Origin of the sequence: Methanothermobacter tenebrarum (genome assembly GCF_003264935.1) — an archaeon.
In the GTDB taxonomy this organism is placed as follows: Archaea; Methanobacteriota; Methanobacteria; order Methanobacteriales; family DSM-23052; genus Methanothermobacter_A; species Methanothermobacter_A tenebrarum_A.
In genome coordinates, this window is record NZ_QLOE01000003.1 from 1 (window position 1) to 20376 (window position 20376).

Here is a 20376-nt window from a genome sequence, read left to right on the forward strand (position 1 = left end):
GTGGCGAATGTTTCAAGCGACATATACGACCCAGACATGAGCAACAACAGAGCTAATGCGACTATCACTGTGCCACCAGCAGCAGACCTTGCCATCACTAAAGTTGCTAACCAGACAGTGGTTAATTACCTGGACACTGTCAAATTCACCTTAACTGTTACAAACAATGGACCAGATACTGGAGTGAATGTTAGGGTAACTGACTTGTTACCAGCCGGATTACAATTCTTGAGTGCAAACGCTTCACAGGGAAGCTACAATGAAACTACTGGCATCTGGACCATCGGCGAGTTAGCAAATGGTGCTGTGGCAACCTTGGATATCATAGCCAAGGTTGTGGCAAGCAACACCAGCATAACTAATGTGGCTACCGTGACAAGTGACATAGATGATCCAAATCCAAGTAATAACAGGGATTCTGTGACGATAAAAGTAGGCAAAAAGCCAACGCCAAAACCGCCGAAACCACCAGGGCCGGGTGAAGTTCCAATGCAACCAACAGGAACTTCATTATCCTTGATGTTATTAGCAGTACTGTCAATTATCGGTGGATTCGCAGTTTCAAGAAAAGTATAATAGAATTTCTCCCCCTTTTTTCCTTTTTTGTGGATATCATAATTTTAAATTTTTTGTAATTGCACATTATACATCAAGTATATATGCCTTTTATGTGAGATAATGATTTCAACTGGATTATTCCCCGGTGATGTTATGAAGGATCTTTCAAGGGAGATAGTATCAAGGATAAATAAAATTTCACGGCCAGTTAAGATAATGCATGTCTGCGGATCCCATGAACATACAATAATGCAACATGGTATACGATCCCTTTTACCAGAGGAGGTTGAAGTTGTCGCGGGGCCTGGATGCCCAGTATGTTGCGTTCCTGCGAGGGAAATTGATGAGTGTGTGGAACTTGCAAGGCAAGGCGTTACCATCACGACATTTGGAGACATGCTCCGCGTCCCGGGATCTTATGGTTCTCTTGCTGATGCAAAGGCTGAGGGTGCTGATGTTAGAATAGTCTATGGTGTGAATAATGCTGTTGAAATCGCGAAGAACCTTGACCGTGAAGTTGTTTTCATGGCAGCGGGTTTCGAGACGACAGCGCCCACAACAGCTTCTGCAATCTTGTCGGATCCGCCAGAAAATTTTTCGGTTCTTTCATGTCATCGTTTAATACCTCCAGCCTTAAAGTTTCTCATAGAATCTGGGGAAGTGAATTTGGATGGTCTTATAGAGCCTGGGCACGTTTCCACTATAATAGGTACAAGGCCTTATATTCCGTTTTCAAGGGATTATGGGATACCTCAGGTTATAGCGGGTTTCAACCCGATTGATGTTCTATTGGCAGTTTATATGATACTTCGTCAGATTAGAAATGGTGAGGCCAAGGTTGAGAATGAGTATAGGAGAGTTGTCAGGGAGGAAGGTAACGTTAAAGCTCAGGAGGTTATGAGAGAAGTTTTCTTTGTTACGAGTAGGGAGTGGAGGGGCTTCCCTGAGATCCCGGATTCTGTATATGAGATAAAAGATGAATTTTCGGATTTTAATGCTAGGGAGAAGTTTGATATAGAATTAGGGGATGTGGTTGAATGTCCCACAGGTTGTATTTGTGGTGCTGTATTAAGGGGTGTTGCGAGGCCTGAGGATTGTTCGCTTTTTAGGAGCGAGTGCACACCAACTAACCCTGTTGGTGCATGTATGGTTTCAAGGGAGGGGACGTGTAATATTGCGTACCGTTATAGTTCATTTTGAGGATAGATTATGAGGGCAATTGCTGTGGACATTGATGGTACCATAACTGACCCAACAAGGAAGTTGAGCATACCCGCCCTTAAGGCGTTGAGGAAGGCCGAATCCTTTGGAGTGCCCGTTATACTTGTCACTGGTAACATTCTATGTTTCACTAGGGCAACTTCTGTACTTATAGGAACCTCCGGGGGTCTTGTAGCAGAAAATGGTGGTGTAATATACTCTAGGGGGAAAGTTAAAGTACTGGGTGATATTAAAAAGGCTGAAAGAGCATATAAGCACCTTAGAAGTTTTTATCCTGTAGAAAAGGTTCAATTTTCAGAATTCAGAGTTTCTGAGATAGCCATATGGCGGACAATACCTGAAGATATCATAAAAGAAACTTTAAGGGATTTTGACATTGAAGTCTATGATACAAAATTTGCAATTCACCTTACAGATCCACAAGTCAATAAAGGCTCATCACTTAAAATAGTCGCAAAAGACATGGGACTCAAAACAGATGATATAATGGCGATAGGAGATAGTGAAAACGACATCGACTTCCTCAAAGTGGCCGGGTTAAAGGTTGCAGTTGCAAATGCAGACCCCCAACTTAAAGAGATGGCAGATTATGTGACAACCAAGGAATATGGTGATGGGGTGGCAGAAGCACTTGAAAAATTCATATTCCAACGGAGGGGGATAGATTGTATGATATAGCAGAAAAAACATTCAAAGAAGCTCTTAAACATGCCCCGAATGTGGAAGTATATGTGCAAAAGGAGGAAACATTAGAAGTCGACATTCAAAGGGATAAAATAGACCTTGCAAAGGAACAACATTTAACAGGCCTCGGCTTAAGGGTCATACAAGATAAAAAGATGGGTTTCGCTTACACCACAGACATGCGCCGAATAAAAGAAACAATAAAAATGGCCGTCTCTAACATGGGAGCGAATGAAGCAGATGAAAATTTCAAATTTTCCAAACCATCACATTATCCGCAAGTGAAAAAAATCTATGATAAAAGATTTCACGATCTTGAAGTTTCAGATGCCCATGAATTCGCTGAGAGAATGATAGATAAGGTTTTTGATGAAGGTTGTGAGCCTACCAGTGGCGGCTTCACCGCAAGCCACTTGGAAACCCTCCTATTAAATTCCAATGGGGTTGAGAGCGAATACAAGAGCACGGGATTTTCTGCCCACATATCAGTTAATGCCAAGGAAGGTGACCTTAAATCTACAGCCTATGAATCTGATGCATCATGCCTAATGAGCATAGAACCGGAAAAGATATCCCAGACTGCCTGCAAGATAGCTAAAGATTCCATTGGAGGCGAAAAAATTGATACGGGCGATTTGAGCATACTATTAGACTATCACGCCATAAATGGCATTCTCGCGACATTCACATCAGCAATAAACGCCGATAACGTCCAAAGGGGAAGATCATACCTTGCAGACAAAATCGGGGAAGAAATAGCGAACCTAACCATGAACATATATGATGATGGGAGAATAACAGGGGGCCTCTACTCAGCCCCTATGGATGATGAAGGCACGCCATCACAACGCACACCCATAATAGAAAAAGGAATACTAAAAAATTTCATATATGACCTCTATACAGCCTCCAAGGGAAACGTTAAAAGTACTGGTAATGGTATAAGACCATCATTCTCAAGCATACCAACAGTTTCAACCACTAACATCATCCTAGACTTCCAGGATAAAATAACAGTTGATGATATCGAAAGGGGTATGCTCGTAACTGATGTTCTCGGCGCCCACACAGCCAACCCGATTTCCGGAGACTTCTCATTGGAAGCTAACAACCCATTCTTCATAGAAAATGGGGAGATAAAATATCCAATAAAAAAAGCCATGATTTCAGGTAACCTCTTCAACATCCTAAAACAGGTAAAAATGATAGACTCCAAGATAAGGCAAATAGGAGCCTTCATAACACCAAGGATATTCATAGAAACCATAAGGGTTATTGGAGGATAACATACAAAAGGCAGAGACCCCCCATATAATATATGATGCTAGAAGATTACCATCTTATAAGAGAAGATAAAAAACTTGCACGATTTAAAATAGCAGCATCCATAAAGGCCAAGGACGTGCCAAAAGACAAATTATGGGACGAACACGAAAGAATCCGCAGAAAGTTCAAAGAGTATTATGAAAAACAGACCATAAGATCTCATGAGACATCATTCCTAGATTTGAAGATAAAAATAGCAGACAACATATTTAAATCATGTCATTTTTGCGAAAGACGCTGCTATGTCAACCGCAAAAAAGAACCAGGATACTGCGGCGTACTAGAAGCCAGGATAGCATCAGAATTTTTACACTTCGGAGAAGAAGCACCACTCGTCCCAAGTCATACAATATTCTTTTCAGGTTGCACATTCCACTGCGTATTCTGCCAAAACTGGGACATATCCCAAAATCCCCAAGGAGGCGTCCACATAAAACCTGGGAAACTCGCAGACATAATAGATAAAAAGAGGCGAAGAGGATCATTCAATGTAAATTTTGTCGGGGGAGACCCCACACCCAACCTTAACTACATCCTAAAAGTCATCTCAAAATGCAAAGAAAACATCCCCATAATATGGAACAGCAACTTCTACATGTCAAAAGAGGCCATGAACCTACTAGATGGTATCATAGACTTATACTTAACAGATTTCAAATTCGGAAACGACAAATGCGCCAAAACACTAGCGGACGTGGACAATTACTGGGAAATAGCCACAAGGAACCACCTACTAGCCAAAGAATCGGCTGATATGATAATAAGACATCTTGTACTCCCAGGGCACATTGAATGTTGCACAATACCCATACTATCATGGATAGCCGACAAACTAGGCAAAAACACCCCAGTTAATATAATGGGACAATACAGGCCGGTATACCATGCCATGGAATACCCCAGGATAGACAGATACCCTACAAGAGAAGAAATCCACACAGCAAGGGAATATGCAAGGGAACTAGGCCTCGCCAACCTACTATAAAATGATGTGGAGGATAAAAAGATTGAATATCATAATAACAGGAAAACCCGGATCTGGGAAGACAACACTAATCAAAAAAATAAAAAACTATCTAGAAAAAAAGGGGGCTAGCATAGGTGGAATATTCACACCAGAAATAAGAGAAGGTAAAAAGAGGATAGGCTTCGAGATAATAGATATAATGACCAATGAAAGGGGTATACTAGCAGAAAAGGGAGCTCCAGGGCCGAGGGTAGGATCCTATGGTGTTAACCTTGAGACGATCAAGAGGGTGGGCATACCCGGGATCGAAAAAGCCATTAAATCCGCGGATTACATCATAATAGATGAGGTCGCGCCAATGGAACTTAAAGACCCAAACTTCCTAGTTAAAGTGGAAGAAGCGTTTTCAAGCGACAAGACAGTGATAGCAGCCTTCCACAGGAAACTCATCCAGAACATAAAGGATAGAGAAGACGTGCAAATATTCAAAATCGACCCAAAAAATCGTGAAATAGTATACGAAGAGATAAAAAGCATAATAGAGGGAAAATAATGGAATGTGACGATTATGGGCTTGCAAGAGCCATTGAAAGGGAAAACCTAAACTTAAACCCCCTCCAGAGGGGTGGTGTCCTCCCAGCAGATGCCCGTGAAGCACTTTATGAATTCTCAGATGGTTATAGTATATGTGATTATTGTGAAGGAAGACTAGATCAGATAAGAAAACCAGACATCACAAGATTCCTTGAGGATCTCGCAGACTTCATAAACATTGACATTGTAAGAACAGTCCATGGTGCGAGAGAAGGAAAATTTGCCGTGATGCACGCCATCTGCGACAAAGGGGATACTATAGTAACAGATGGGAACGCGCACTATACCACACATTTAGCAGCCGAAAGAAACCGCCTTAAAATCATCGAAGCACCCAACAATGGATATCCAACATTCGAAATAAAACCAGAAACCTACAAACAAGTACTAGAAGACGCCATCGACAAGACAGAGATCAAACTAGCAGTTTTAACACACGTCGACGGAGACTATGGAAACCTTACAAATGCAAAAACAATAGCATCTATTTGCAGAAGATTAGGCGTCCCACTATTATTAAATTGCGCATACTCCATGGGTCGAATGCCAATAGACGCCAAGGAGATAGGTGCCGATTTCATTGTTGGCAGCGGACACAAGAGCATGGCAGCCTCCGGGCCTATAGGAGTGCTTGGCATGACCAGCGAATGGGAGGACATCATACTTAAAAAATCTGAGCGTCACGAAAAAAAGGAAATCGAAATGTTAGGCTGTACAAGTAGAGGTGCTCCAATAGCAACACTGATGGCATCATTCCCACACGTGAAAGAAAGAGTACACAGATGGAACGATGAAATTAAAAAAACAAGACACTTTATAAAAGAAATGGAAAAATTAGGGGAAATAATACAATTAGGGGTTAAGCCAAAAGAGCACGACCTGGTAAGATTTGAAACACCCATATTCGATAGTATAGCACGTTCACATCCAAGAAGGGGCTTTTTCTTATATGAGGAGCTTAAAAAGAGGAAAATAGTTGGTATAAAGAGGGGTCAGACACGATGGTTCAAATGCAGCGTATATGCCATGACCATGGAACAAGTAGAATATATAATCAACGCCTTCAAAGATATCATAGAAAAATACCAAAAATCCTAGATTATGGGAAACTGTATCTCCACTCTACTCCCATGATATATCTCCCTCGGTGAACCTATAACATCTATCTTATTCTCTTCAACAAAATCTATGAGAGAATCATAAGCAGCTCCCCTACCCGAACCTTTATAGAAAGTGTATAAAACCCTATGCTTGGGGATAGTCACAATCTTCACACGATCAGTACCCTCGACCTCCTCCTCTATAGGGAACCCCACATCATATCTTCCCTCATCCTCAAAGGGGCTAGTATAGAATATCACAAAACCAGAACCCCCAATCTTGACCTTATACTCCCTAAGCCATTCCTCGAGTTCTTGAAGTAACTTTTTGGTCTTCTTAAAACAGCCAGTATAACTTATAACAGCTATAAGCTCATCAGGGACCATTTTAGTCTTTATCATGACAGCACACCCAAGAGAGAATAAAATGATTTTTTGGGACGCCGGGACTGGGATTTGAACCCAGGAGGAGCAAAGCTCCACGGGATCTCAAGTCCCGCGCCTTACCTGGCTAGGCTATCCCGGCACATAAAAAAAGGATCACAAACTACAATGATAGGGAAGGGCTGCTCTTAGCCCTTAAGTTCTATTTCTATACTAACATTATCTGGTACGTTCACTTTCATGACCTGGCGCATGGCCCTTTCATCGGCTTCTATCCCCACGAGTCTCTTATGTATTCTCATCTCCCATTTTTCCCAAGTAGCGGTTCCCTCACCATCTGGGGATTTACGGGTTGGTACTATAAGCCTCTTAGTGGGGAGGGGTATGGGACCTGATATGTCAACTCCGGTTCTCTCTGCTATCTTCTTTATCTGTTCACAAACGTATTCTAATTTTTTTGGGTCAGTTCCTGTGAGTTTAATCCGTGCCTTCTGCATTTACATCCTCCAAAAAAATATAATATGGGGGAGCGTTTTATTTTGCTGGTACTAGGTCTATGCACATCCCAGCTGCGACTGTCTGTCCCATGTCCCTTATGGCGAATCTTCCCATGTGTGGGATGTCCTTGATCTTTTCTATTACGAGTGGTTTGGTTGGTTGTATTTTAACCACTGCAGCGTCTCCAGTTTTGAGGTAGTCTGGGTTTTCTTCTTGCACTTCACCAGTTGCAGGGTTTATCTTCTGGACGAGTTCTGTGAATGTGCATGCGACCTGAGCTGTATGGCAGTGGAATACCGGTGTGTATCCTACTGTTATAACCCCTGGGTGTTGTAATACGACTACCTGGGCTGTGAATTGTTTCGCGACTGTTGGTGGCGTGTCAGGATGTCCTGCTACGTCACCCCTTCTTATATCATTCTTTCCAACACCTCTCACATTGAATCCTATGTTATCACCGGGTTCTGCCTGTTCTATACGTTCATGGTGCATTTCTATGGATTTGACTTCTCCGCCAACGCCTGGTGGTTCGAAGATGACATTGTCACCAGTCTTTAGAACTCCGGTTTCAACCCTGCCAACGGGTACTGTTCCCACTCCTGTGATGGAATATACATCCTGGATTGGTATCCTTAATGGTAAGTCCACTGGTTTTTCTGGTGGGTTTAACTGGTCTAATGCCTCGACTATTGTGGGGCCCTTGTACCATGGTGTTTTATCACTCTTTTGGGTTATGTTGTCGCCTACGAATGCTGAGACTGCCACGAATGGGACTTCATTGGGCTTGTAACCGACTGTCTTGATGAGTTCGCTCACTTCATCTTTAACTTCATTGTATCTGTCTTCGCTGTAATCTACTAGGTCCATCTTGTTTATCGCGACGATTAACTGGTCTATGCCGAGTGTCCTTGCAAGGAATACGTGTTCTTTTGTCTGTGGCATCACACCATCGTCTGCTGCCACGACTAGTACTGCAGCGTCTGCTTGTGAAGCTCCTGTGATCATGTTTTTAACGAAGTCGCGGTGGCCTGGACAATCCACGATTGTGAATTCATATTTTTTTGTTTCGAATTTTGTATGTGCGAGGTCTATTGTCAGTCCTCTTTCCCTTTCTTCTGCTAATCTGTCCATAACATATCTGAATTTGTCTTCTCCTTCAGCTAGTTGCTGTTCAGTGATGACTCCTGCTTGTAGGAGAAGGTGACCTACAAGTGTGGATTTTCCATGGTCTACGTGTCCAATAAATGCCAAGTTTATGTGTTCTTTCTCTTTAGCCATAATATTACCTCCAATATTCTGTGATGATTTGAAGTTTGACCTTATTGGGGGTTAAATCTCCTATATTTATTATCTTATTATATAAATTTATGTGCTTTTTTAGCTGAGGTAATGGTCAGCACCATATGGTTCGGGTGATAATCCTTTCCTGGTTCTTATCTCTCTTATGATGGTTTTTTGGAGTTCATCAGGTAATTTCTCAAATCCTGCGTTTTCAGTGGACCAGAGGCATCTTCCTTCTGTGGCTGATCTGATGTCCCCTGCGAAGCCGAACATTTCAGCAACTGGAACCTTAGCCTCTACTGTTACCATGTCACCCTCTTGGCTCATATCTAAGATTTGACCGCGCCTGTTCTGTATCTCCCTTGTAGCGTTACCCATGTATTCTTGTGGAACGTTTATGAAAACTTTCTGTATTGGTTCGAGGATCTTAGGTTCAGCCATCATCATAGCAGCATACATAGCCCTTCTAACCGCGGGGAGCACCTGTGCGGGTCCCCTGTGCACGGCGTCCTCGTGGATTTTAGCATCCACGAGTTTTACTTTAACGCCCATCACCTTTTCCTTTGCTAGTGGACCATCATCTATCGCACTTTCAAAACCGTCTAATATGAGCTCTTTTATCTCATCAAGGTATTGTATACCTCTTGTCATGTTTATGAAGAGGTTCTTTTCATATACGTCCCATACTCTTCTAGCCTCTTCTTTGTCTAGGCCCGCTTTTATGAATTTATTCGCCATTTCTTTTCCTTTTATCCTACCCTCTTTGATCTGACCATCCTGTATGGCTTTGAATACTGACTCCTCCAATGGTTCTATGGTTATATAGAATCTGTTATGTTTGTTGGGTGATTTGCCCTCAACCGGCCCTGCAGTGTCCATGACAGTCTCCCTGTAAACTACTATGGGCTCTGAGGTTTCTATTTCAACACCTTTTTCGTTTATCCTATAGGCGATTATTTCAAGGTGTAATTCACCCATCCCAGATACGAGGTGTTCACCTGTTTCCTCGTTTATCTCGACTTTTACTGTCGGATCTTCTTTGGCTATCTGCCTCAATACCTCTATAAGTTTTGGAAGATCCTTTGTGTTCTTTGCTTCAACTGCTACTGTGACAACAGGCTCTGAAATGTGTTCTAGGCTCTCAAACGCTTCTATTTTCCTCTCGGTATCGCATATTGTTTCACCTGCAACCACATTCTTGGCACCGGTTATTGCCACAATGTTACCAGCTGGGACCACATCAGTGTTTATCCTCTCTGGGCCCATGTAGACTCCGACCTGTTGGACCCTGGAGGTGGTATGGGATCCTACAAGGAATATCTCATCACCCTTTTTGATGGTCCCACCGAATATACGACCAGTCGCCACTTCACCAGCATGTTTATCTATCCTAACATCTGTTATCATGACTGCTAGGGGCCCATTGGGGTCTGTTTTGAGCATTGCTTGGCCTTCTCCACTTTCTAGGTCTCCTTGCCATATGACGGGTACTCTATAAGTTTGGGATTCTGACGGGCTTGGCAGGTGTTCTACGACCATTCCGAGGAGTACTTTGTGTAGGGGGACTTTCTGGGCTAGTTCTTTTTGTCTGTCTTCTTTACAGTATTGGTATATGTCCTTGAAGGTTATGCCAGTTTCTTGCATTATTGGGACGTTTATGGCCCAGTTGTAGTAGGCTGATCCAAAGGCCACGCTCCCGTCTTCTACCCTTACTTGCCATTTTTCTTTGAATTCTTTGGGTGCCATGCTTTTGATTAGCTTGTTTACTTGGCTTATTATTTTTATGAATCTTTCTTGGAGTTCTTCTGGTTTGAGTTTGAGTTCGTTTATTAGACGATCCACTTTATTTATGAATAGTACTGGTTTCACGTGTTCTTTGAGGGCTTGTCTTAGTACTGTTTCTGTCTGGGGCATCACACCTTCGACTGCGCAGACCACGACCACTGCACCGTCAACAGCTCTCATTGCACGTGTAACATCCCCTCCAAAGTCTACGTGTCCTGGGGTGTCTATGAGGTTTATGAGGTATTCTTTGCCATTGTATGGGTGGACCATGGATACGTTAGCTGCATCAATAGTTATACCCCTTGCCTGTTCTTGTTCGTCGAAGTCTAGGAATAACTGGTCGCCTGCTAGTTCTGCTGATATCATCCCTGCGCCGGCTAGTAGGTTGTCTGATAGTGTTGTTTTTCCATGGTCTATGTGGGCGACTATGCCAATGTTTCGGATGTAATCTGGTTTGTACATTAATTCTTTGATCTTACTAATCATTTTAGCACGTCTACTCACTAAAATCACCTTAATGTGCTGATCTGGCTATTCTTTCTTTTTCTTCTTTCTTTTGGATTGCGAAGCTTCTTGTATCATACTCTGAGGCTAATATGATCTCTTGGGCTAGGCATTCCTCTATTGATTTCTTGGTTTTGAAGGCTGCTTGCATGGCACCCTTTGTGAGGAAGTTCAAGGATAAGTCGAGTCTGCGTTGTGGGGACACGTCAACGGCGACTTGGTAGGCTATACCCCCATATTTTATCCTTGTTGTCTCCTCTCTTGGGGATGTGTTCTCTATGGCCTTAACTAGGACTTCTATTGGGTTCTTCTTGGTCTGCTGGTTTATTATCTCAAATGCCTTTTTAACGATCTTGTATGCTTTATTCTTTTTTCCAGTGTTTTTTTCTGTTCTCATGACCTTGTTTATTAGTCTTTCAATTATTGAAACCTTTGATTTTGCGAATTGTCTTTTCACGTGTCTTCCCATTGTATGTGGGACTAGTACATCTGCTAGGGAGATGTATTTGGCCAGTCCCTTGTCTTCGACTTTCACCTCTTTTGTATCCCATTTATCAAAGACTAAACTCATAAGTATTACCTCACTGGTTTCTCTATCTTACCCTTAACCATTTCTTGGAGTGACACATTATTGACTTTAGTGACCTTCCAGCGGACGCCTGGAATGTCACCCATTGCTCTTCCAGCAGGGCCTCCTATACCTTCCACGATTACTTCGTCGTGTTCGTCGATGAAACCGATCGCACCATCTCCAGGGGCGAATGCGGTTATCTGTTTACCGTTTTTGATAAGTTGGACCCTTACACATTTTCTTATAGCTGAGTTTGGCTGTTTTGCCTCTATACCAACTTTTTCTATTACTATCCCCCTTGCCTGTGGTGCTCCTTCAAGGGGGTCTGCTTTAACATCTAAGCGTAATGCTCTTCTCTTATATTGTGGGTCTTTCCATCTAAACTTTTGTCTGTCTTTTTTGAGCTTTTTTGCTGCGAAAAGTCCTGGCAAGTGTGATTCCCTCCATTATTTAATTATGATGTTACTTATGTTATGCTGTCTCCTTGCTAATATCCTGGCTCTTTCAATATTCTGGCCCCTTCTCCCTATTACTGCCCTTCTATCCTTTGGGTTTACTTCTATAGTGGCTATTTTCTCCCCATTATCTCTTTGGAGTATTCTTATACTCCTCAGTTTGATGGGGGCGAAGAGGTTGGCTATGAATTCAACGGGATCGTCTGAGTGTTCAATTACTTCAACACCCTTGTCAACGGCCTTCTGGACCTTGGCCACGTTGCTGCCTCTTCTACCGATGGCGAGTCCCATGTCTCCTTTTTTAACAAGGAATGTTATCTTCCCATTTTTATCATCCACTATACAATCTTTTACCATTGCACCAGTCATGCTTTCGAAGAGTGCAATGTATCTTATCTCGTTTGTGGTGAATTTTATATTCACGGAATCTACCCCACTATTTCTAGTATTGTTGAGTCACCAGGATCTTGTATGAGGAGAGTAGTGACAGTGAATGGTTTACCACATACTGAGCCTAATTCAACGCTACTCCCATTGTAAACATAGACGGGAATATTGGAAAGTTTAGCATAATATTCTACGTCTTCTTTTACATCCTCTGGGGCGTTTTCGGCTATTATTACTAGTTTGCCTTTACCTAGTTTCAGGTTTTGGATGGATTTTTTCGAGCCTAATATAACATTACCGGTATCCACGGCTACTCTTATTCCTCTATCTATGTCCATTTACTTCCTCCTATCCTCTTGTTTCATTATAATGCTCACGGAGCCTGTGCCTAATGGTATGGGTTGTCCTATTATAATATTCTCTATGATGCCGTTGAGATTATCTACTTCCCCTCTTATGCTAGCCCTTAGGAGGTGTTTTCCGGTTTCTTCGAATGATGCTCTTGCAAGGACGCTTGCTTTCTCGCCGCTGACACCATGTCTTCCAATGGATTTCACTGTGCCGTCTGCTGTCATCATATCAGCTACTAGCATGATGTGTCTTATGTCTACTGTGAGTCCCTGTTCTTCCATTGTCTTCTTTGCCTCGTGTATTATGGCGTTCCTTGCCGCTTCTATCCCTAGAACCTTCTCTATCTCATGTATGTCATTTGTCATTGTCCTGACTTTATCAACACCATCTATTTTGAGAACAGCTCCAAGGTTCGAACCTTCAGTATGTATTACCCATTCGTCTTCTTCTTTTCTGACAACTACTTTACCTATATTTTTAACTCCACTTATTTGGTAGTTGCGTACTTTATCAGCTAAAAGTCTAAGATCCCTTATAGTACGTTTTGAAGGTTCAAGTTCAAATATTAGTATATGATTATTTATTTTTACTTCCTTAAAAGCTTTTTTTACACGTTGGATTATATCATCATAGTTAAGTCTCTTTTCCTTGATCTTTTCCTTGTCTAATTCAACTACGATGTTCATCTCAGCATAATTAATATTAAACTTCTTCAAAACATCATTTAGGGTGCTTTTACCAATCTTGTTAGCAATTTTTCTCACAAATTCTTCGTCATCCCTTTTATCCTCTTCAAAGTATATGTCCATTGTAGGTGTTGAAATCTTTTTACGAGCATCAACGATCTCTATAAGCCTAGGGAGGCCAAGTGTAACATTAAGTTCAGCCACACCAGCATAGTGGAAAGTACGCATTGTCATCTGAGTACCTGGCTCGCCAACAGACTGCGCTGCAACAGTACCTACGGCCTCTCCCTCCTCTACCTTAGCCCTTTCATATGCTCGATGAGCCCTATCTATCAATTCGTTGAGTTCATCATCATCTAACTGTTTCTCTTCCACTACCCTAGCCATTTCTAATATGAGTTTTTCTGGGAATTCAAGATTCTTTTTTTCCACAAATTTTTTAACTTTTTCTAATGTTTCCACGAAATCACCCACAATGGGATTTATTTACCTGCCCTAATTTCATCCACTAGTTTTTCAAGGTCTACTATTTCACCATAATCGCTTTTTGCTGGGTCGACCCCGTCTTCTCCGTAGAGTCTTTGGATTACAATTCCTCTATTGTCGATTACCATACCATCATCTGTTACTGTTAAGTCTTGGAGAGCGTTTACAAGTCTTCTCTGCATGTAACCACTTTGAGCCGTTCTGATAGCAGTGTCAACAAGGCCTTCCCTTCCCCCCATTGCATGGAAGAAGAATTCCAGCGGATCTAAACCTTCTTTGTAACTGGAGTGTACGAATCCTCTTGCTTTGGCGCCCAGTTCGCCTTTTTTGAAGTGTGGTAGCGTCCTCTTGTTGTATCCTCTTGTGATTCTGCTTCCTCGTACTGATTGTTGGCCAACACATGCTGTTATTTGTGTGAGGTTGAGCATGGACCCTCTTGCACCGGTGAGGGCCATTATTACTGCGTGGTTCTCTTCCATGTCGAAGTATTCTTCTGCTATTTCACCTGATTTGTCTCTGGCTTCTCCTAATACTTGCATTATTTTCATTTCGAGTGTTTCTTCAAGTGTTCTCCCAGGCAATGGTTCTAGTTCGCCGTTTTCGTAAGCTTCGATTAGTCTGTCAACTCTCTTTTCGGCGTTTTTTAGGTGGGCTTCTATTCTTTCTTTCGCTTCTTTGGGTATTTCCTGGTCTCTGATGCTTGTTGTGAATCCTACTTTCATTATGGCGGCTATGGCCAATTTTGTGGCCGTATCTAGGAATTCTCGGGCCTTGTCTGTGTCGTATTCTTTCACGATGTGGTCTAGTATTTTGCCTGAGAATGCACCGTAGGCCTTTTCGTCTATCACGCCGGATTTTAATTGTCCGTTTTCTATTATGACGTATGCGTCGTATTTACATTCTTCTTTGAGGCATTCGTCACATTTTCTGCATATTTCTGCTTTGTATGTCATGTTAAGGTCATCAGGCAATACCATGCTGAATATTTCCTTGCCAGTCCATTTCCTGCCCTTTCTGTCGGGTAGTGGAATGCCCGCCCTTTTTAGGAGTTGGAATGCGTCTCCTTCATCGAATTCCGTGCCTTTTCTTGTTAACAAGTATGCTCCTGAAATGTGGTCGTGTATGCCCCCGATTATAGGCCCGCCAAATCTTGGTGAAAGTATATGTTCTTGTACCCTCATTAGGGTCTTTGCTTCTGCACGGGCCTCCTCTGTCTGTAGGACATGGAGGTTCATCTCGTCCCCGTCAAAGTCGGCGTTATATGGTGGGCAGACGCATAGGTTTAAGCGGAATGTTTTGTATGGTAATACGCGGACTTCGTGGGCCATCATTGACATTCTGTGCAATGATGGTTGTCTGTTAAATAATACGATGTCACCGTCTTTTAGATGTCTTTCGACGATGTAGCCTGGTTCTATTTTTTCGAGTATGGCCTCTTTTGTTTCCTCATAGATTCTTATTTTGCGGTTGTCTGGTCTTATGACATAATTTGCGCCTGGATGTTTGTCTGGCCCGTTTTTGATGTATTTTTTGACTTCGTCTATGTTCCATTCGGTCACGTAAACAGGTACTGTGACTTCTTTGGCTATTATCTCGGGGACACCTACTTCGTTTATGCTAATGTTTGGGTCGGGGGATATTACTGTACGTGCGGAGAAATTAACCCTTTTACCTGAAAGGTTTCCTCTGAATCTTCCTTCTTTTCCTTTTAGTCGTTGAGCTAATGTTTTAAGGGGTCTTCCTGATCTGTGTCTTGCTGGTGGCACGCCAGATGCTTCGTTGTCAAAGTATGTTGTCACGTGGTATTGTAGGAGTTCCCATAAGTCTTCTATGATGAGTTGGGGCGCTCCCGCTTCCATGTTTTCCTTGAGGCGTTGGTTGATCCTTAGTATGTCGACAAGTTTGTGTGTGAGGTCGTCTTCTGAACGTTCACCAGTCTCTAGGGTGATTGAAGGCCTTACGGTTACGGGTGGAACTGGCAATACTGTGAGGACCATCCATTCTGGTCTTGCAACCTCTGGGTTAACTCCTAGGAGTAGTGAGTCTTGGTCAGTTACTTTTTCAAGCCATTCTCTGACTTCACTTGGAGTTAACTTGTAATCGATCATGTCAAGGAGTTTTCTGAAACTTCTGATCTTTTCCAAGACTTCCAGTGGCCTTATGATTTCCTTTAACTCTCCTTTAATCTCTGAGATTTTCTCCGGGCTCTCCTGAACTTTCCTGACTATTTCAAGGAGTCTCCTGATTCTTTCCCCAACTTCTGGTTCGTCTTTTAAGGTTTTGTCGAATTCTTCTAGTATTTTTGTTTTTTCTTTGAAGTTTATCCATTCGGTTGCCTGGTTATTTGATACTTCCTCTGGACTTTCATTTTCTAGGAATTCTATGATTTCATTGAATGTTGATTTTTTACCAGTTTTTTCAAAGACTCTTCTGAAACTTTTAACTTCTTCTATGTATTCTATGATCTCTTCTAGGTTTTCGTCAAGTTCTGCGGTTAGTCTTTTGATTTCGGTTGTGGTTAGTCTGTACTTTCTTTCTAGTAGTTCTGTTAGCTCGGGTGATGTTAGTGTATGGCCTTCTCCTAGCATTTCAATTATATCTTCTATCAGTTCTATGATTTCATCGGTTGTTAATTTGTAGTCTTCTTCTACGATGGAGACTGGCTTGTCTATTTTGATGTCTCCTTGGTCTTCGTCACAATGCGGGCACCTTTCACGCCTTGCAACATCATAAACTTCCTTTATGATATCTGTAAGGTTCTCCTCCCTCTCCATAGCCTCCTGGAATAGTGACGTATACTCCTCTATCTCATTATCATCTAGGAGGATCCTTCCGCATTTTCTACATGTTGACCTGAGAATCTTATGTATAGTGTCGGCGAATCCAACATGTATTACAGGCCTTGCGAAATTTATATGGCCGAAGTGGCCTGGACAGTCACCTCCTTTGGCTCCGCATGTTTTACATTTCAAGCCAGGGTCTATGACACCAAGGCGTCGGTCCATCAGCCCGTTCTCGATGGGGTATCCATCTTCATCATATGTGTCAGGTGTTATGATCTGGGCTACTGACATTTTCCTTATCTCATCTGGTGAAAGCAGCCCAAATTCGATCTTGGAAATCTTTTTAAGAATGCCTTTCAAGGTTGGTCTCTCCCCCTTCTTCTATGCCTTATCTTCTAGGATAAGTTTTGGGAATATGCAGAGGCTTTTAAGCTCATCTAATAATAATTTGAATGCATAGGATATTTCAACTGGGAATGATTCTGAATCTTCACAGATTGGACAATATGTTTTACCCCTTATAAGATCGTATATTGCTAACATACCACACTCGGAGCAGACGAGAGCCTCATACTTGTCCGATTCATCTAGGAGTCTCTCCTTGAGTGTTAATGCCGCTCCATGGGCTATTAGGCAGTCTCTTTCCATTTCACCAAATCTTAGACCACCTTCTCTGGCTCGGCCTTCTGTGGGTTGTCTTGTAAGTACTTGTACAGGACCTCTTGATCGTGCATAGACTTTATCTGTTGTCATGTGATGGAGTTTCTGATAGTATGCCACTCCTATGAATATTTCTGCTTGGAGCTTTTCACCTGTAACACCATCATATAATGTTTCAACCCCAGCGGTTTCGAACCCATTTGCTTGGAGAGCCTCCTTTATATCCTCTTCCTTTTCACCTGTGAATGGTGTCCCATCAACTCTCTCAGCGTCCATGCAAGCGGCTTTGCCAGCCATCATCTCAAGCACCTGTCCGACGGACATCCTTGAGGGTATTGCATGGGGGTTTATGATAAGATCTGGTATTATTCCATCCTCTGTGAATGGCATGTCCTCCTCTGGCACTATAAGTCCTACAACACCCTTCTGTCCATGTCTTGAAGCGAACTTATCACCTAATTCGGGCTGGCGCTGATCCCTTAAACGTATCTTAACCAGCCTATTGCCTTCGACAGTTTCCGTGAGGAGAACAGCATCTACAACACCCTTTTCACCATGTCTCACGGTGACTGAAGTCTCCCTCCTCCTCTCAGCAACAGTCCCGAACTCGTCTATCTCTTCAAGGAAACGTGGTGGGGATGTTTTACCGATTAGAACATCGCCAGAGAAAACCTTTGATTCAGGGTTTACTATCCCGTCCTCATCAAGATGTCTATAAGCTCTCTCTGAACGATAACCTCTCACACCCTTCTCGGGTATTTCGAAACGATCCTCCTGGCCCCCAGGATATCTTCTCTCAGAAGCCTCATAGGATCTGAAGAATGTTGATCTTGCAAGTCCCCTTTCAAGGGAGGCCCTATTTAGGATGAGAGCATCCTCCATATTGTAGCCTTCATAGGACATCACTGCAACTACAAAATTTTGTCCGGAGGGCCTATTATCATATCCTATAACATCTATTATCCTTGTCTTCACAATGGGCTCTTGTGGGTAATGGAGGAGGTGGGCCCTTGTATCTGTTCTAAGCTTATAATTGGATGCGTAGAAGCCTAGGGCTTGTTTGGTCATGCCCGCCTCCATTGTATTTCTTGGTGATGAATTATGGTTTGCGAAGGGTATGATACCAGCGCATATTCCTAACATTGTTGAAGGGTCGATTTCAAGGTGTGTGTGCTCTTTTGTCAATTCATCTTCTGACATTGCGATATAAGCGTTTTCTTCTTCTTCGGCGTCTAAGTATTCTATCACACCCTCTTTTATCAGGTCATCCCATCCAATTTCGCCTTCTTTTAGAAGTTCTAGATGTTCTTCTGTGAGGAGTGGTTTACCATCTTTTACTATTATGAGGGGTCTTCTAGCTCTTCCAGGGTCTGTGAAAATGTAGATTTCATTATTTTCAGGATAATATGTGATGTTCATTTCATGGGAGACTTCTCCTCGCCTCCTTTTTTCTCTCATCTCCTTGACGAATTCTTCGGGTTCATCGCAAGTGCCTATGAGTTCTCCGTTAATATAAATTTTGGTCATTTTACTAAACCCCTCCATTTTAGTTTATGATCCCCATCTTTTTTATCACATCTTTTATCTCGTGTGGATCCGCGCCCTCTGAAATTTTAACCATTAATGCGAGGTTTTTGACTAGACCGCAGTTGGGGCCTTCTGGGGTTTCATTTGGGCATATTTTCCCGAATTGTGTTGGGTGAAGGTCTCTGGCCTCGAAGTGTGGTTGGCTTCGGCTTAATGGGGATACTACCCTTCGAAGGTGTGATAGTGTGCCCATGTAACTTGTACGGTCGAGTAACTGGCTTATACCTGCTCTGCCACCCACCCAGTTTCCTGTGGCGATTGCATGTTTTATGTTCTCTGTGAGGACGTCTGAACGGACTGCCTGTCTCACTGAAGGTTCTTTGCCCCTTGCAAGGCTCCTTTCCAACTGGTATGTCATGTCCCTTGTTAAACTTGTGAATGCTACCCTGAAAAGGTCTTCCATAAGATCCCCTGAGACTCTTAATCTCTTGTTTGTATAGTGGTCCTTGTCATGGGGTTCTCTTTCACCGTATATGACTTGTAATAGCATTTCAGTCATCTCGGCAAGGTAAATTGCTTTATCGATCCTCTTTTCAGGTTCGGTGCCGATATGGGGTAATAAGTAGCGGTCTATCACGTCTTCCGCCCTTCTTATCCTGTAATCTTCTGTCATCCCCTTGGCTACCCGGTTACCAATATATTTAATGGCGCTTAATATCAAGTATTCTCGACGTTCTTCCTTGTCCAATCCCTCTAATTTCTCATAGTCTATTTTGAGTTTTTCAGAGGAGACTTCTATGTCATCAGTAGCTACCATCTGATAATTTAAGTCGTCAGAGATGCTTGTTATGATTTCTTCGTCTGTGGCTAATCCTAGGGCTCTTAGTAATATTACGAGGGGTATTTCTCCTGGGAGGTAGGGGAATGATATCCGTAGGTATACTCCTTTTCTCCTGGGCTTTTTATATTCAACTGATATCCTGGCCCTGAACCCACTTTTTATCGATGTTACAATGGCCCTGGCCCTGTTTTCTTCGATTTCACCCATTCTTTCTAGGATGATCTTGTTCGGGGCTATCTCTTCTGTAGTTACTAGTGATCTTTCTGATCCGTTGACTATGAAGTATCCTCCAGGGTCTCGTGGATCTTCTCCTTTTTCTATGAGTTCTTTTTCTTTGAGCCCGTGGAGATGACATATTTCTGATTTTAACATCACTGGTAATTCTCCGATGTAGACTTTTTCGAAATCTGGCTCTGGAGCCCCTTCTTTTAAAAGTCGCATTTCGAGGCTCATATGTGCGGGGTAGGTTAAGTTTCTAAGTCTGGCTTCCATTGGGAATATTTTAGTGGTGGATCCGTCAGCTTCCTTGATGAAGGGTTTCACTATTTCAAGTTTTCCTGTCTCCACCTTATATTTCCCTTCTTCGAATTCGATGGGTTCGCTAGTATCTATTATCTCCTGTATTCTATTGTTTACGAAATCGTTGTAGGATTCCAGGTGGTGGTCTACTAGATTGTATTTGTCAAAAAACGCATCTACCAATTTCCATGCACTTTTTTTCATGGAC

At 42.5% G+C, this 20376-nt stretch carries 19 protein-coding genes and 1 tRNA gene; 7 read left to right on the forward strand and 13 right to left on the reverse strand.

All coding sequences use genetic code 11. The annotated features are described in order from the left end of the window. From DPC56_RS02715 to pscS, 7 genes are all read left to right on the forward strand, one after another. The coding region (locus DPC56_RS02715; protein WP_146737604.1) for a DUF11 domain-containing protein at nucleotides 1-576 on the forward strand (576 nt) is incomplete at its 5' end. A 135-nt stretch (nucleotides 577-711) separates the two neighbouring features. Further along, nucleotides 712-1758: a hydrogenase formation protein HypD gene (gene hypD / locus DPC56_RS02720; protein WP_112093741.1), complete on the forward strand. Its 1047-nt coding sequence runs from the start codon at nucleotides 712-714 to the stop codon at nucleotides 1756-1758. Between the two features lie 9 nt (nucleotides 1759-1767). Next, nucleotides 1768-2457: a phosphoglycolate phosphatase gene (locus tag DPC56_RS02725; protein ID WP_112093544.1), complete on the forward strand. Its 690-nt coding sequence runs from the start codon at nucleotides 1768-1770 to the stop codon at nucleotides 2455-2457. Continuing rightward, on the forward strand, nucleotides 2445-3749 hold the full coding sequence (locus tag DPC56_RS02730; protein ID WP_112093545.1) for a TldD/PmbA family protein: 1305 nt from the start codon (nucleotides 2445-2447) through the stop codon (nucleotides 3747-3749). Before DPC56_RS02725 ends, DPC56_RS02730 begins: the two co-directional genes overlap by 13 nt. Nucleotides 3750-3781: 32 nt before the next feature. Continuing rightward, the gene (locus DPC56_RS02735) at nucleotides 3782-4774 is read left to right on the forward strand and encodes a radical SAM protein (RefSeq protein ID WP_245923848.1); all 993 of its coding nucleotides are present in this window, start codon (nucleotides 3782-3784) and stop codon (nucleotides 4772-4774) included. A gap of 1 nt (nucleotide 4775) precedes the next feature. After that, the gene (locus DPC56_RS02740) at nucleotides 4776-5309 is read left to right on the forward strand and encodes an NTPase (protein ID WP_245923850.1); all 534 of its coding nucleotides are present in this window, start codon (nucleotides 4776-4778) and stop codon (nucleotides 5307-5309) included. Then, nucleotides 5309-6448, forward strand: a complete 1140-nt coding sequence (pscS, locus tag DPC56_RS02745) for an O-phospho-L-seryl-tRNA:Cys-tRNA synthase (RefSeq protein WP_112093547.1) — start codon at nucleotides 5309-5311, stop codon at nucleotides 6446-6448. The genes DPC56_RS02740 and pscS overlap by 1 nt, the downstream gene beginning before the upstream one ends. Here pscS and DPC56_RS02750 read toward each other — a convergent pair. The 13 genes from DPC56_RS02750 to DPC56_RS02810 form a co-directional block, all read right to left on the reverse strand. Next, nucleotides 6445-6852 carry a GyrI-like domain-containing protein gene (locus tag DPC56_RS02750; protein ID WP_112093548.1) on the reverse strand — a complete coding sequence of 136 codons (408 nt, stop codon included), beginning with the start codon at nucleotides 6850-6852 and terminating at the stop codon, nucleotides 6445-6447. The two genes, pscS and DPC56_RS02750, sit on opposite strands and share 4 nt — an antisense overlap. A 39-nt stretch (nucleotides 6853-6891) precedes the next feature. Beyond that, nucleotides 6892-6976 (reverse strand) — tRNA-Ser (locus tag DPC56_RS02755). A 46-nt stretch (nucleotides 6977-7022) separates the two neighbouring features. Continuing rightward, a complete protein-coding gene (rpsJ, locus tag DPC56_RS02760; RefSeq protein ID WP_112093549.1) occupies nucleotides 7023-7331 on the reverse strand; it encodes a 30S ribosomal protein S10 in 309 nt (102 codons plus the stop codon). A gap of 37 nt (nucleotides 7332-7368) precedes the next feature. Further along, nucleotides 7369-8610, reverse strand: a complete 1242-nt coding sequence (gene tuf, locus DPC56_RS02765; RefSeq protein ID WP_112093550.1) for a translation elongation factor EF-1 subunit alpha — start codon at nucleotides 8608-8610, stop codon at nucleotides 7369-7371. Between the two features lie 99 nt (nucleotides 8611-8709). After that, entirely contained in the window at nucleotides 8710-10902 is a 2193-nt protein-coding gene (locus DPC56_RS02770) for an elongation factor EF-2 (protein ID WP_112093551.1), read from the reverse strand. A gap of 10 nt (nucleotides 10903-10912) precedes the next feature. Beyond that, on the reverse strand, nucleotides 10913-11473 hold the full coding sequence (gene rpsG, locus DPC56_RS02775; RefSeq protein WP_112093552.1) for a 30S ribosomal protein S7: 561 nt from the start codon (nucleotides 11471-11473) through the stop codon (nucleotides 10913-10915). A gap of 5 nt (nucleotides 11474-11478) precedes the next feature. After that, nucleotides 11479-11904: a 30S ribosomal protein S12 gene (locus DPC56_RS02780; RefSeq protein ID WP_112093553.1), complete on the reverse strand. Its 426-nt coding sequence runs from the start codon at nucleotides 11902-11904 to the stop codon at nucleotides 11479-11481. Nucleotides 11905-11919: 15 nt separating this feature from the next. Further along, the gene (locus tag DPC56_RS02785; RefSeq protein WP_112093554.1) at nucleotides 11920-12351 is read right to left on the reverse strand and encodes a NusA-like transcription termination signal-binding factor; all 432 of its coding nucleotides are present in this window, start codon (nucleotides 12349-12351) and stop codon (nucleotides 11920-11922) included. Between the two features lie 5 nt (nucleotides 12352-12356). Beyond that, complete coding sequence (locus DPC56_RS02790; RefSeq protein WP_112093555.1) at nucleotides 12357-12653, reverse strand: 50S ribosomal protein L30e; 297 nt, start codon at nucleotides 12651-12653, stop codon at nucleotides 12357-12359. Next, a complete protein-coding gene (gene rpoA2 / locus DPC56_RS02795; protein ID WP_245923852.1) occupies nucleotides 12654-13814 on the reverse strand; it encodes a DNA-directed RNA polymerase subunit A'' in 1161 nt (386 codons plus the stop codon). A 20-nt stretch (nucleotides 13815-13834) separates the two neighbouring features. After that, a complete protein-coding gene (locus DPC56_RS02800; RefSeq protein WP_112093557.1) occupies nucleotides 13835-16981 on the reverse strand; it encodes a DNA-directed RNA polymerase subunit A' in 3147 nt (1048 codons plus the stop codon). Between the two features lie 21 nt (nucleotides 16982-17002). Beyond that, nucleotides 17003-18808, reverse strand: a complete 1806-nt coding sequence (rpoB, locus tag DPC56_RS02805; RefSeq protein WP_112093558.1) for a DNA-directed RNA polymerase subunit B — start codon at nucleotides 18806-18808, stop codon at nucleotides 17003-17005. Nucleotides 18809-18827: 19 nt separating this feature from the next. After that, nucleotides 18828-20372, reverse strand: a complete 1545-nt coding sequence (locus DPC56_RS02810) for a DNA-directed RNA polymerase subunit B'' (protein ID WP_112093559.1) — start codon at nucleotides 20370-20372, stop codon at nucleotides 18828-18830. Nucleotides 20373-20376: the final 4 nt, after the last annotated feature.

What these genes read in the sequence shown, in the direction of transcription:
- pscS (WP_112093547.1), top strand. Translation starts at nt 5,309, where the DNA reads ATGGAATGTGACGATTATGGGCTTGCAAGAGCCATTGAAAGGGAAAAC.
- rpsG (WP_112093552.1), bottom strand. Translation starts at nt 11,473, where the DNA reads ATGAGTTTAGTCTTTGATAAATGGGATACAAAAGAGGTGAAAGTCGAA.
- DPC56_RS02750 (WP_112093548.1), bottom strand. Translation starts at nt 6,852, where the DNA reads ATGATAAAGACTAAAATGGTCCCTGATGAGCTTATAGCTGTTATAAGT.
- DPC56_RS02725 (WP_112093544.1), top strand. Translation starts at nt 1,768, where the DNA reads ATGAGGGCAATTGCTGTGGACATTGATGGTACCATAACTGACCCAACA.
- hypD (WP_112093741.1), top strand. Translation starts at nt 712, where the DNA reads ATGAAGGATCTTTCAAGGGAGATAGTATCAAGGATAAATAAAATTTCA.
- rpsJ (WP_112093549.1), bottom strand. Translation starts at nt 7,331, where the DNA reads ATGCAGAAGGCACGGATTAAACTCACAGGAACTGACCCAAAAAAATTA.
- DPC56_RS02810 (WP_112093559.1), bottom strand. Translation starts at nt 20,372, where the DNA reads ATGAAAAAAAGTGCATGGAAATTGGTAGATGCGTTTTTTGACAAATAC.
- rpoB (WP_112093558.1), bottom strand. Translation starts at nt 18,808, where the DNA reads ATGACCAAAATTTATATTAACGGAGAACTCATAGGCACTTGCGATGAA.
- DPC56_RS02735 (WP_245923848.1), top strand. Translation starts at nt 3,782, where the DNA reads ATGATGCTAGAAGATTACCATCTTATAAGAGAAGATAAAAAACTTGCA.
- tuf (WP_112093550.1), bottom strand. Translation starts at nt 8,610, where the DNA reads ATGGCTAAAGAGAAAGAACACATAAACTTGGCATTTATTGGACACGTA.
- DPC56_RS02740 (WP_245923850.1), top strand. Translation starts at nt 4,776, where the DNA reads ATGATGTGGAGGATAAAAAGATTGAATATCATAATAACAGGAAAACCC.
- DPC56_RS02790 (WP_112093555.1), bottom strand. Translation starts at nt 12,653, where the DNA reads ATGGACATAGATAGAGGAATAAGAGTAGCCGTGGATACCGGTAATGTT.